Source organism: uncultured Methanospirillum sp. (assembly GCF_963668415.2).
Classification (GTDB): domain Archaea; phylum Halobacteriota; class Methanomicrobia; order Methanomicrobiales; family Methanospirillaceae; genus Methanospirillum.
This window is the reverse complement of sequence record NZ_CAXXDL010000001.1, coordinates 2,636,969-2,650,364: the sequence shown is the minus strand read 5'-3', so window position 1 is coordinate 2,650,364 and position 13,396 is coordinate 2,636,969. Positions and strand designations below refer to the sequence as shown.

8 protein-coding genes are annotated in these 13,396 nt (G+C 50.4%); 5 read left to right on the top strand and 3 right to left on the bottom strand.

The features are described from left to right. Positions 1-124 precede the first annotated feature (124 nt). Positions 125-2,362 carry a methyl-accepting chemotaxis protein gene (locus tag ACHZA2_RS12525; RefSeq protein ID WP_319579983.1) on the bottom strand — a complete coding sequence of 746 codons (2,238 nt, stop codon included), beginning with the start codon at positions 2,360-2,362 and terminating at the stop codon, positions 125-127. A gap of 514 nt (positions 2,363-2,876) precedes the next feature. Here ACHZA2_RS12525 and ACHZA2_RS12520 point away from each other — a divergent pair. From ACHZA2_RS12520 to ACHZA2_RS12505, 4 genes are all read left to right on the top strand, one after another. Continuing rightward, positions 2,877-3,701: an RNA-binding protein gene (locus ACHZA2_RS12520; protein ID WP_319538500.1), complete on the top strand. Its 825-nt coding sequence runs from the start codon at positions 2,877-2,879 to the stop codon at positions 3,699-3,701. Between the two features lie 26 nt (positions 3,702-3,727). After that, entirely contained in the window at positions 3,728-4,897 is a 1,170-nt protein-coding gene (locus ACHZA2_RS12515) for a DUF362 domain-containing protein (protein ID WP_319579982.1), read from the top strand. 83 nt (positions 4,898-4,980) lie between these two features. Next, the gene (locus ACHZA2_RS12510; RefSeq protein ID WP_319538502.1) at positions 4,981-5,646 is read left to right on the top strand and encodes a VTT domain-containing protein; all 666 of its coding nucleotides are present in this window, start codon (positions 4,981-4,983) and stop codon (positions 5,644-5,646) included. Positions 5,647-5,712: 66 nt separating this feature from the next. Continuing rightward, complete coding sequence (locus ACHZA2_RS12505; RefSeq protein ID WP_319579981.1) at positions 5,713-6,663, top strand: ornithine cyclodeaminase family protein; 951 nt, start codon at positions 5,713-5,715, stop codon at positions 6,661-6,663. 18 nt (positions 6,664-6,681) lie between these two features. Here the strand turns inward: ACHZA2_RS12505 and ACHZA2_RS12500 are convergent, their stop codons facing one another. Then, a complete protein-coding gene (locus ACHZA2_RS12500; RefSeq protein ID WP_319579980.1) occupies positions 6,682-10,623 on the bottom strand; it encodes a PAS domain S-box protein in 3,942 nt (1,313 codons plus the stop codon). Positions 10,624-10,742: 119 nt separating this feature from the next. Between ACHZA2_RS12500 and ACHZA2_RS12495 the strand changes: the two genes are divergently transcribed. Further along, on the top strand, positions 10,743-11,534 hold the full coding sequence (locus ACHZA2_RS12495; RefSeq protein WP_319538505.1) for a ribonuclease Z: 792 nt from the start codon (positions 10,743-10,745) through the stop codon (positions 11,532-11,534). Between the two features lie 40 nt (positions 11,535-11,574). Here ACHZA2_RS12495 and ACHZA2_RS12490 read toward each other — a convergent pair whose 3' ends face one another. Beyond that, positions 11,575-13,350, bottom strand: coding sequence for a carbon starvation protein A (locus tag ACHZA2_RS12490; protein WP_319538506.1), 1,776 nt, complete (start codon positions 13,348-13,350; stop codon positions 11,575-11,577). Positions 13,351-13,396: the final 46 nt, after the last annotated feature.

The window sequence follows — 13,396 nt, the reverse complement described above, 5'->3', positions numbered from 1 at the left end:
AACAGTGGCTTTGAATTACCTGATCCCAGTGCCCGAAATACGTGGTACAGCGGGGGTAACCGATCAATCCATTTAGTACTGAAAAAAGGGTACGTGATCCTGATGAGATCGAATGAATCAGAGATCAGATCTTAAACCGCTGCATCTCACCGTTCAGATCATCAGCGACCCGGTTCACCGAGAGCATGACGTGGCTGACATCCTGGATGGATGAGGAGGTTTCATGAGTGATCTTCTCGGTATCAGCCGCTTGTTTTGCGGTCTCCTGGAGCGTCTCGAGTACCAGGTTTACGATAGCGGTGACCTCCTCAACAGCAGCAGCCTGTTCTTCTGATCCGGCGGCAACATCGGTTATCTTATGGGATATCTCCCCGACAGACTGGACTATCTCCTTGAAGACCGTTAGGGTCCGGGTGACTGAATCAATTCCAGACTGAACCTGCTTGTTTGCATCGTTCATAACACTGGCAGCGTTGTCAGACTGGCTCGTCAGGTGGGTTATCATCTCTCCGATCTTCTCAGCCGAACTCCGCGACTGGGTCGCGAGATCCTTCACCTCGTTGGCAACAACCGCAAATCCCATCCCTGCCTCACCTGCCCGGGCAGCCTCGATGGCAGCGTTCAGGGCAAGCAGGTTGGTCTGATCAGAGATATCGGTGATGATGGTGATCACGTTGCTGATCTCTGCCATCTCTTGGCGGATCGACTGGATCATTAGATCAAGGTTCTTGGTTGAAGAGTCGATACCCGTCATCCCTGCTTCGGCAGTCCGTGCCAGTTCCTCTCCCTTCATCGAGAGATCGTTGGTATTGATCGCAAGACCGGAGACCCGCTCGGCCTGCACAGAGATATCAGAGACCGCCATCGAGAGATCTTCAATCGTCTTCAGGATCTCTGCGACACTCTCCTGCCCTTTGCGTGAGTTCTCACTCATATTTGTCATATAACCGGCGGCCTGTGATGCTCCGGAGGTGATCGACTGAATACTGGCCTCAACCTCCTCTGTTCGTGCAGTAAGGGTGATAACACGTTCAGAGATCACCGATACAGTCTGGGAGATCTGATCTCCTAGATGGTCGAGAGAGTCACGAAACTCGGCAAAACTGCCAGATACCGGGATAGAGGGATCAAACCGATCTGAGAAACAATTCTCTGCATAACTTTTGGAGAGGCGTATCGCCTCGTTCAATGGCAGAACAACCGCATCAAGGAGGGTATTGATACCGGTGACAATCTTGTGGTATTCCCCTTTATACTTCCCTGTATCAGCCCGCTCTGAGAGTGAACCGCTGCTCGCATGGGTAACAAGAGTATCAAGATCCAATGCAAGCCCGGAGATGGCGGATTTCATCGTGACCATCGCTTTCCCGAGGGTATCCTCATCAGATACGACCGGTATGGAAACCCCGAGATTCCCTTTTGCGATCTCCTGGGCAGCAAGAGCCTTCTCCTCAAGATTACTCTGCATCACCACGAATACATCGTTTAACCGGTCAATCTCCGTCATACCACTCTTTTCAACCTCACTCCTGTGGAGATCCCCCTGTCCTAGCTGCTCTGCCTGCACGGTCAACTGCCTAATCGGGTTGCTGATGGTTCTCGCGAAGATGTACCCGACGATGATAACCACAATCATGGTGATGAACGTGACCAGGACTATCAGCCAGGTTACCCCCGCGGTCTTGTCATTGATGGTTGTGGTGGTCTGATTGACCCGGGTGTTGATCTGTTCTTCGATCTTCCTGACCGGCTCCGAAAACTCATCAATGTAGGTGGTCGCCCCGATACGGAGCGTAACCCCGTCAGCAGTCATTAAGGTCGTACAGATGAAATACCCGAACTTATCCCTCATAACGCCGTCAGCATCTTTCCAGGGATAGTATCCATACGTGTCCTGACAGTTGGCCCCCTTGGTAAGGATTGCATAAAACTCAGGGTTCGATGTCTCCATCGTGTGATAATCGGTACCAACATTTTTGTTGTTGCTGTGGAACCGGTTAATCAGGGTCTGGGCATCCATGCCGGTAGTATATCCGGTCTTTCCCACCGACTGCACGATGATCTTCTGAAATTCAGGATCAGCCTGCAGATCAGCGATTGTCTTCCCAGGATTCGCACGGAGATAGATGTCAACCTGTTTTGCCACATCCTCTGCAATACGGCGGATCATCTCCTCGCCAAGCGTGTCCATCGCTGCCCGTGCATTATCCACCGACTCCATCCCGATGACCCTGGCATCCTCAGCAGTAGAAACTCCGAGTTTCTGTGTCTCGTTGATCGACATGAAACCGATAACCAGAAGCGGAATCAGCGATATCGCAACCATGATTACCAGCAGTTTGTATAAAATAGGCCAGTTCATATTCCACCTTACACGACAATAAATCCCTGAAAATCCCGAATTGCACGAACCTAAACCGGGACAGGATAAGAAGGAATACGAACCAGACACAAGACAGGTCGCTGATACCGGCCTTCATATCCCTGACACCTCCTACTCCAAGGTACCATATATTAATTTCGAGGGTGTCTATGGATCTCTTATATAAAAAATTTCACAAAGCCAGGTAATGCGCAGAATAATTATCCATTGTTATCTGCACACATTTCATAATAATTACTCAATGCTCCTGATTTACGGGCAGTTGTAAGATCAACAGATTCAGAAAAGATATCGCTACATCCCATCTCAGGATGAGGATTAAATTTCTAACCCGAAAAGGTACCAGGAAGGTAATCTCATATCATCAGCAGTAGATGCATACGTAGTAACCCGGCTTTGCGTATCATGCAAAAACTGAATGCAAAGTCATTGAATCGAAGCATTTCAGATCTGAACGTATCCACAGCAGAACAAAAATGAGTTCTCTGATCACATGAACAAGAATAAATTATTCATCGGAAACCTGCATTATTCGGTCACTGAAGATCAGTTACGGGCATTGTTCGCCCCGTATGGCAATCTCGTCAGTGTAAAAGTGATGCAAGGGAAAGGGTATGGATTCATCGAGATGGGAACGCCTGAACAGGCTCAAAAGATAAAAGAGACCTTGAATGAATCCGTATTCCAGGGAAGAAGACTGCTCATCGACGGTGTTCCCTCAAAACAGTCAGAGACCAGAAAATGGGCATCAATCTCACCTGAATCCCATAGGTCTGGACGAAAACCAGACAGAAGGGATAATTCAGAACGGCCATTCCGGGCTAAAGTTCCAGCTCAGCCTGAAGAGAGGGCTCATCATCTCACCGATGTGACCGATGAGTTTAAAAAATCTAAGAAACCAGAGCCGAAACCTGAAAAACCTACAGTACGGATCGGCCAGTATCCAGCTCCTGTCTCTGAACAGACGAGTAAGAAGGCAGTACCATCAGGAAGGGACCGCCTGCCGACTGATTTAGGACAACAGACAAAAGAGGCCAAGGATCAGCAAAAAGGGAAGCATTCATCATCATCAGGTCAGGGAAAAAAGACCAGTCATCCTGGAAACAAGGATAATTCTGACCGTAGACCCAACGAAACGAAGCCGAAGAAGATAAAGGAAAAACCTCCAAAGAACCCGCATCCTTACCAGGGTTCAAAGAAATCTAAATCTGCACCGAAACCTGACCGCAAACCGGAGCAGGTTTCACCTGAAACTCAGGAAGACGAGAGGATAAGTTACCTCAAGTACATGGCATCACGTGCAGGAAAGAAAGAATAGAACCGCTAATGATGAATCAGGAGGACGTGAAGAAGGTACCGGTCGGGCTGGTCAGCTGTGACGGGTATGATGGAGACCAGGTATATCAGGCAGTGGAGAAGGCAATTGACCTGACAGGGGGCATTAGCAGATACCTGAAACCAGGGATGCATGTCCTTGTAAAACCCAACCTCCTGATGGGAGCAGAGCCCGCAAAGGCAGTCTGCACTCACCCGGCTGTGCTGAAAGCAGTTTGTACAATCATCACCGGACTCGGGTGCACGGTGACCGTTGCAGACAGTCCGGGAGCAGGGATCCCATACAAACCAAAGAACCTTCTCAAGGCGTACGATCTCGCAGAATACACAGGTATCGGCACATTACCCGGAGTTACGCTCAACGAAGACACCTCTTCACGAACAGTATCATTCCCTGACGGCTTTTTTGTCAAACAGTTCGAGATCATCTCACCGATCCTTGACGCTGATGCAGTTGTTGTCGTCTCAAAACTCAAGACCCATATTTACACAGGTCTGACCGGGGCGACAAAGAACATGTTCGGTGCTATACCCGGCCTTGACAAGCCTCCGTACCATGCCAGAATGCAGGACCCCTCACTCTTTGGAAAGATGCTCCTTGACCTGAACCGCTGTGTGAAACCGGTTCTCCAGGTGATGGATGCTGTTGAGATCATGGAGGGAGACGGACCGATGGCAGGAACTCCTGCAAAACTCGGCACCATTCTTGCAAGCCCGAATTACATCGCCCTTGACATCGTGGCTGCAAGGCTGATCGGGTTTGATCCGCTCTCAATAGGGAGCATAAAGGCTGCAGGAGAACAGGGTCTCATAGATGAGAACTGGATAGAGGTGAAAGGCGCAACAGTCGAAGAACTCGCACGGTCTGATACCAGAAAGCCGCAGACCCAGACACCAGGTGGCAGCAGTTCATGGATTCGGAGTCTCCTTCGCCCAGCCCTTCACAGGCTGGCCGGTTCATACACCCTGCATCCCCATCTCATCAGGCGGAACTGCATCAGGTGCCTGAAGTGTGAACGGATCTGCCCGGTTAGTGCAATACACCTGAAGAACGGGTATCCAATATTCGAAACTGCCACCTGCATCAGGTGCTACTGCTGTCACGAGATGTGTGACTCCCATGCAATAAACCTCCAGCCAGGATTTCTCTACCGGATTCTGAGACCCTTCATTAGATAACATCCGGATCAGGCAGATAAGCCCTGCTAATGAGGAAAACAGGCAATAAGATATTTTACTGGTTATAGGTAACAGATCACCACATGTTGGAAGCACTCCCCGGGTTCATCGACCTGTTCATCCATCTTGACAAATATCTCCCTGCGATGGTTGCATCGTACGGGAACCTCATCTACGGGATTCTGTTCGTAATCATCTTCTGCGAGACCGGGCTTGTGATCACTCCGTTCCTCCCCGGTGATTCACTCCTCTTCATAACCGGAACAGTCGCTGCTGTTGGAGGGCTCAACATCAGCCTTCTGCTGCTCATTATCACATCTGCAGCCATCATAGGAGACAATGTGAACTACTTTATCGGGAGGTTTGTAGGCCAGAAGATCCTTGAAATGAACCTGCCGATGATCAAAAAAGAGCATCTTGACAGGACTCACGAATACTTTGAAAAATACGGACCATTCACCATCATCGTCGCACGGTTTGCACCATTTGTCAGGACTTTCACCCCGTTCATCGCAGGAATGGGAGCGATGGAGTACAAGAAGTTCCTCCCCTTTGATATCTGCGGCGGTATCCTCTGGGTCTGTACATTCACTCTTGCCGGCTACTTCCTTGGAACGATCCCGGTCATCAAGGAGAATATGTCACTCGTTGCCCTCATCATCATCGTGATCTCGCTGGGGGCAGTCGGATCCATCGTCCTTGAGATCTTCAGATTCTTCAAGAACTGTATAACCTGCCGGAGAAAGTAACACTCCAACACATTCAGGAAATCTCCCTTTCGGAACTTTTTTGATCTCCCGGCCCGATCTCTTACCATGCGATACTATCCGGCCCCGGAATCCGCCATAGATATGCCTGATCTGATAGAAGCGGTGAGAATGGCATTTCTGGATCAAGGGAACGGGAGATGTGAGATGCCACCGAAGAGTTATGTCACGCTTCCAGGCGGGGATTTCAGGACCATGCCGTCGTACCTGCCCAGCCTGAAGACTGCAGGAGTCAAGGTGGTAAATGTCCACCCCGGTAACAGGAGTCAGGGGCTCCCGACCGTGATGGGGCTCACCATCCTTCTTGACCCTCCGACAGGAAAACCAGTTGCAGTCCTGAATGCAACCGGGCTGACAGACCTTCGGACCGGGGCTGTTGCAGCAGTGGCAACACATGCTCTTGCTCCGGTGAAAAAGGGAACGCTCGGTCTTATCGGTGCAGGAAGGCAGGCGCGATCCGGACTTCTGGCTATTGGAGAAATTTTTGGAATCGAGTCGGTCAACGTCTGGTCTCGAAGCCAGAAGAGTGCAGAACGGCTGGCTGCAGAGTTCTCCTCGTTTGATATCAGGGTCACCAGCATTAAGCAGGCTGCTGGTTCTGATCTGCTGCTGACCACCACCCCGTCTACAAGCCCGGTTATCATGAACGACTGGATCTCTGACGGAACTCACATCAATGCAATAGGGGCCGATGCACCGGGAAAACAGGAACTTGATCCCATACTTCTCAGAAGAGCAGAGATATTTGTTGATGACCGCGAGCAGGCTGTTCATTCAGGAGAGGTGAATGTTTCCATCAGGGACGGCTTGCTCTTGCCTGACAGCATCGCAGGAACACTCGGGGAGGTTCTGACCGGAAGAGCAGGGAGGAGCAGCCGGGAAGCCATCACCATCTTTGACTCAACAGGGATAGCCATCACTGACTTGGCTGCTGCATCAGAAGCGATGAAACACGGAGAGTATATCGAACTGCCTTTCCTGACCGAATGCGAACATTAGATCAAGAGTTCAACCAGCTCATCTGCATGAACGGATACCACCATTGGGTATCCCAATCTCAAACCGTGCTCCAACCCCGAACTCCCCGGTTTCTGTAATGGTAAGTCCTGTTATCGAGAGGATATCGCGGGAGAGAAAGAGCCCGAACCCGGTATTGCTGAAATACCTGCGATTAAAGATGTTTTCCTTCTCTGCCGGCGGAATACCACCACCGTCATCGCTACAGACCAGAATAGTCCGGCCTTCATGCTTCTCGATGGTGAATGAGATCATTGTAAGGTTTTTTCCATACCGCAGGGAGTTGTCAATCAGATTGAAGAAGACCTTCTCAAGCAGCGGGTCTGCAAATATCTCACAGTAATAAAGATCGATAGAGATTGCAATATCACCGGTGTCGAGCAGATGGGCTGCCTGTTGAATAACTGACGAGAGATCCTGCCAGATCGGTGACTGAATCCCGACGGTCTGATAATCCCGGGTAAAGAGGATCTGCCTCATAATCGTGTCAGCAGTCTTCTTCTCTTTCGCAATCAGCCCGCGACTCTCATCGCCATCTGCAACCTCATCAGAGAGTTCAAGGTACCCGCTCAGGGCAGTCAGCTGGTTGAGGATATCATGACGGGTGATGCTTGAGAGCAGATTCAGTTTATTGTTCGCGGTCCTGATTGCAGACTCATACCGTTTCCGCTCAGAGATATCACGGGCAATTGAAAGAACCACCTGCACACCCTTGAACTCATACGAATGGGAACTGATCTCAACCGGAACAGGATCCCCTGCCTTAGTAAGGAGAACAGACTCATAGGTTGCATGCCCCATCTTTTCCAGAAGATCGAGGTGTTCACGTTCACGAATAATCGATTCCGTGTCAAGAATATCAGGAGGAGAGAGCATGAGGAGTTCTTCCCGTGTGTATCCAAGCCGACTGCAGGCGGTATGATTCACCTCAACGAACTGGTCAGGCTCTCCGTCAGCAATCCTGTACAGAAAGATTGCATCGTTCGCAAGGGTGAAGACGGTTCGAAACCGCTCTTCACTCTCAAGCAGGGAATTTTCTGCTTTTTTTCGCTCGGTGATGTCCTCAAGGGTCTCAAGTGCACCGATCACGTTTCCGGCACCATCTCTGATCGGAGCAGCGGTAAATGAGAGCCATGAACCATCACCCATCGTAGGGAAGTAATCGATTGCCTGGTACCCGCCGTCTACAAGGGTTGAATGTTCATAGTGTTCAGGGAACGCGAAGTTTGTTGTAGCATCAGCGCCATCAACAACCAGATCAGCGATACAAGGTCGTTTTTCTGCATAAAAGGCACGCCAATGCTGATCTGTCCCTACCACTTCGCTCTCTGGAATTCGCGAGTAGGTCTCAAGTGCCTTGTTCCATTGGATAACACGATGGTCACGATCTATCACAAACTGGGGAATAGGTGAACCTTTCACGATCGCCTGAAGGGTGTTCTCACTCTCACGCAGTGCCTTTTCAGCCTGAATCCTTCCCGAGATATCAATCCCAATGGCGACATACCGTCCGGTCGCTGAAACCGTATCACTGATAGCCCGGGTATTCCAGAGGATCTCTTTTTTTTCGCCAGACTTCGTCAGGATGGTTGTCTGAAAGTCCTGAAGATAGAGGTTGTTCTCTATGACCCTGAAGATGGAAGAGGTCACAGACCTCCGGTATGCAGGATCAGGATACAGTGCCTTCCAGATCCAGGATCGCCCCGAGACCTCACTTCCTGCATAGCCCGTTATCTCTTCAGCAGCATGGTTCCAGATTACGACTGTACCCCCTTTATCAAGCACCATGAGCCAGACATTGGCACTCATGATGATGCTCTCCTGGAACCGGGTCAGTGTCTGAATCTCCTCCTCTGCAGCCTTCTGCTCGGTGATATCCTGCAGCACCTCGACTGCACCGATGATGACTCCCTCGGCATCCCTGATCGGGGCAGCAGTAAAGTAGAGCCAGCAGCCCTGCTCACCGATGTCAGGGAAGAAGTCTACTGCCTCGTAGGCACCGTCGATAAGCCGGGATGGTGCATACTTACCCTGATACCAGCGGGGAATCTCTGTAATCTTTTCCTGAACGAGGAGATCTGCAAGACAGGGACGTTCGGCCTGGTAGAATGCACGCCACTGCTGGTCTGTCCCGATAGTATCAACTGCCGCTATTCCGCTGTACTTTTCAAGAGCCTTGTTCCAGTGAATTACACGATGGTTGCTGTCGATGACAAAGAGGGGAACGGGAGACTCATTTATAACAGCAGAGAGGATTGCCTCATTCCTCCTGATCCGTTCATGAGTTGCAATCTGTTCTGATATATCCCTGAATGTTCCTTCTATACCGGCAGGATTTCCATCAGCCCCGTAATAGACATGGCTGTTTGTGGAGACAGGAACCAACGTCCCGTCATGCCTCCTCAGGGTTACGAAATAGTTGGTGACAGATCCGTTCTTAAAAACTTCAGAGACAAACCTGTCACGATCGGCAGGATCTGCATAGAAATCATGTGAAATTTTCCTGCCAAGGCATTCTTCCAGGGTTTCATACCCTAATAGAGGTAGTACACTCGGGCTTGCCATGACAAGCCTGCCTTCAAGATCGCTCCGGTAAAAGATATCCTGCAGATTCTCCACGACACCACGATACCGGGATTCGCTCTCTGCGAGAGCCAGGGTCGCCTGTTTCTGGCTCGTGATATCCTCCAGGGTCTCAAGTGCTCCAATCACTCTTCCTGAATCATCCCGGATGAGTGCTGCCGTAAATGAGTACCAGATCCCATCTTTTCCCAGATGGGGGAAGAACCCAACACCAGCATATGCATCAGGAACAATCGCTGATCTGCCAACCTTATCCCCGTACCACTCCTGTAGATGTTCAAAATCTCCGTCGATCAACAGATCTGAAAGACAGGGGCGTTTTTCCGGATAAAAGACCCGCCAGTGCTGATCTGTCCCGATAACACCTGAAGCCTCAATGCCGGTTGAGAGAGCAAGGGCATTGTTCCAGTGAATCACGGCGTGATCAATACCTATCACAAACAGGGGGATCGGTGATCCCTGCAGAATAGCGTTAAGTTTCGCCTCATTCCCTCGTAGTGCCTGCTCACTCTGGGCAATTATCTGGTATTGTGCCTGGAGTTCCTCTTCGGTACTGAGCAGTTCCTCGTATGAGGCTGCAAGTTCCTCGCTCTTTCTACGCAACTCCTCCGCATTCCTTTTGCGGGTGGTGATATCACGCATGATTCCCAGGAGGAGATATTTATCATTGACAAGTATTCTGGTCAGATTGATTTCGCAGTCAAAGGTTGTCCCGTCAGCACGCTGGTGTTTCCACTCAAATAACTGAGGAGTTCCTGAAAGGGCAGCATTGATCAGGGATGAACCTGCATCCTGCGAACGGGACCCGTCATCCTGAAACTCAGGAGAGAAATCCATCGGAGTATGGTCGAAGATCTCTTCAAGTGGTCTTTCAAACAACGTTGCAGTCTGCGGATTACACTCAATGATCCTGTTATTATCAAGAAGAAGAATTGCATCGTGGGCTGATTCAAAGAGGGCATGATACTTCTGCTCGTTCTCCTTCACTGAGAGTTCAGCCCTCCTCCGGCGGACAAGCTGGTGGATCTGGTTGTTCATCTCTGCAAACTGTGAGGTCGGGTCCCCTCCTTTTTGCAGGTAGAAGTCAGCTCCCTCCCGCAGTGCAGCAATTGCAACCTCTTCCCTGCCCCTGCCCGTGAAGATGATGAACGGAATTGTGCTCCCACTAGCACGGATCTGTTTCAGAAACTCGATGCCATTCATTCCGGGCATCTGGTAATCAGATATGATGACATCAAAGGGCTCTTGCTGAATGCGTTCAAGGGCACGGCGGGCCGATATCTCGGTCTGGACCTGCAGGTCTCCGGTTTTTTCCAGAAATATCTTGCAGATCTCAAGGAGCATCTGCTCGTCATCCACATACAACACAGAGATCAACGATCTGCCACCCTCTTCAGTGTGGGTATTCTCGTCGAGAACCTGATATTCTTTTCTATAAGAGTTCGTAGATTAAATTTGGCAGAACAGATGAAGAATATATGATTAGCCTTGATACCAGACAGAACCAATGGATTATGGAGTGCATGATACCAATAACCATCACCCTTCTCGGGACCAACGGCTGGTACTCGACAGAAACTGGCAATACCCTCTCATTATTAATCCAGACATCTGAAGTAGCAATCATCCTCGATGCGGGAGACGGGATACACAAGGTTGCAGAAATCTGCCCTGAAGTTCAGACACCGGCCTGTCTTTTTATCTCCCATTTCCATCTGGATCATATCAGCGGGCTACATTCACTTGCACGGCTCAGGTTTGCAAAAGGTCTCTCGATCTACGGACCACCAGGCACCAGGGATCTGCTCAGTTCATTCATCGGGTACCCGTTCACTGTCCCGGTTACAGAACTGCCGTACAAGGTGACCATCACCGATATCCCTGAAGGAAGAACAGTCTGCGAAGTCCCGGTGACGACCGCACCTCTTGTTCATACCCAGCTCGTGTATGGGTACAGATTTGAGCTCGGAAAGATCATCACCTTCTGTACTGATACAGGTCCGTGCGATAATTACCGGAACCTTGCAAAAGAAGCTGACCTTCTGATATCAGAGTGCTCTTATCTTCCAGGCCAGGAGATACCTGCATGGCCACATATGAACCCGGAGATGGCTATTGATGCTGCCAGGAAAGCAGGTGCAAAAAGGCTGGCACTCGTGCATTTTGCCGCTGACCTGTATACAAGCATCACGATGAGACGAGATATAAGAAAAACTGTTGATATGGATGATCTCATCATCGGTGAGGATGGTATGGTCATCAGCCTGTAATTCATGCTCCTAGTCTGCATATGACCGGGTGAGTCCGGCCTTATGCAGGAGCTTTTTTCGCGAGCAGCACATGCCATTTCCAGATGGCCTCGGCCAGGACCATGACCATAAGAACCATCAGAACAATCGAGATCCCGGTAAGAAGATATCCGGTTGCGGACTGCATCTTCAGGTAGTTAAGGATATTGAGGTACCCCGCATCAAGGGTTATTGGAATCATCACTAATCCGGGAATGGCAGTTACCCACATGTACCGCTGCCGTCCCATTTTGATCAGAAGGGTTGTGCCTACGATGAGGGCAGTTGCTGCAAGTAACTGGTTTGACATCCCGAAAAGCGGCCAGATGGTCGATATCTCACCGGTGTAGAGCAGGTAACCCCAGGAGAAGGTGAAGAGGATACTGGTGATGATGATGCCCGGGAACCATCTCTTTTCAGAAAACCGGGGAATAAACCTGCCTAGCAGTTCCTGAAGCAGGTACCGGCCTACCCGTGTTCCGGTATCGACTGCAGTAAGCACGAAGGCGGCTTCGAACAGGATTGCAAAGTGATACCAGTAACTCATGAGCCCCTGCAAAAAGGGGAGCTTTGAAAAGATAGCAGCCATTCCTACTGCAAGCGATACTGCACCGCCGGTCCGGCCAGATAGAGTCTCGCCGATCATCTGCTCAAGTTCAGGGAGCTGAACCGGCACCATCCCGAGTGTGCTGTATACAGCAGGCGGTACATTGATGGCATAATAATCGGCAGGAATCATCGAACAGGCTGCAATAAGAGCGATGATCGCGACGAATCCTTCCATGAGCATGGCCCCGTACCCTACGGGAAGGATATCACGTTCATTGGTGATCATCTTCGGTGTGGTACCGGTACCGATGATCGCATGAAATCCAGAAAGGGCACCGCAGGCAATGGTGATGAACAGAAACGGTATGGCAGGGCCTGGAATGACAGGGCCTCCTCCGTTCACGTAATCGGTCACTGCAGGCATCTGGATATCAGGCTGGACGATAAAAATACCCACTGCCAGAATCAGGATAGTGCCGATCTTAAGATATGTCGAGAGGTAATCACGTGGACAGAGCAGGAGCCAGACAGGAAGAATCGCTGCCAAAACTCCATATACCGGGATCATAACCCTGAGAGGGATCTCACCGAGAGTAAAAAGGGAGGATACCAGGGGGATATGACCAAGGAACGGCCCTGCGAGGATGACGAGGGTGAGCATAACAAGACCGATGACCGTCCCCCCAAGGTAATCGAAAGGCCGTATCCTGTTCATGTAGTATCCCATGAAGAGGGCAATAGGGATTGTTGAGAGGACCGTAAGGGTGTTGACCGGACTCATATAGAGTGCCTTGACCACTGCCAGGGAGAGACCTGCAAGAGTGAGCATCAGGATAAAGATGATGGCAAGTGAAGCGATGATCCCGGCACGTTTGCCGAGGAGATCCTCAGCAATTAGAGAGAGGCTCTGCCCATGATACCTGACTGAAGCAAAGAGGACAACAACGTCATGCACGGCTCCTCCTACTACCGCACCGATAAGAATCCAGAGCATACCGGGAAGGTACCCGAACTGGGCTGCTAGAACCGGGCCTACCAGCGGGCCGGCGCCCGCAATCGCTGCAAAGTGATGACCAAAGAGGAGATATTTATTGGTAGGATAGTAGTCCTGCCCGTCGTTCTCTGATTCGGCAGGAGTCTTCCTCTTCTCGTCGAGTTTAAGCACCCGGGTTGCAATGAACAGACCGTAGTACCGGTATCCAAGAGCAAGTACACAGATGGAGATGATGACAATGATAACTGCGTTCACGGCACACCAGGATAGAAACTTGGCGAGAGATACCGATAAAGGATGA

What these genes read in the sequence shown, in the direction of transcription:
- ACHZA2_RS12520 (WP_319538500.1), top strand. Translation starts at nt 2,877, where the DNA reads ATGAACAAGAATAAATTATTCATCGGAAACCTGCATTATTCGGTCACT.
- ACHZA2_RS12505 (WP_319579981.1), top strand. Translation starts at nt 5,713, where the DNA reads ATGCGATACTATCCGGCCCCGGAATCCGCCATAGATATGCCTGATCTG.
- ACHZA2_RS12495 (WP_319538505.1), top strand. Translation starts at nt 10,743, where the DNA reads ATGATTAGCCTTGATACCAGACAGAACCAATGGATTATGGAGTGCATG.
- ACHZA2_RS12525 (WP_319579983.1), bottom strand. Translation starts at nt 2,362, where the DNA reads ATGAACTGGCCTATTTTATACAAACTGCTGGTAATCATGGTTGCGATA.
- ACHZA2_RS12510 (WP_319538502.1), top strand. Translation starts at nt 4,981, where the DNA reads ATGTTGGAAGCACTCCCCGGGTTCATCGACCTGTTCATCCATCTTGAC.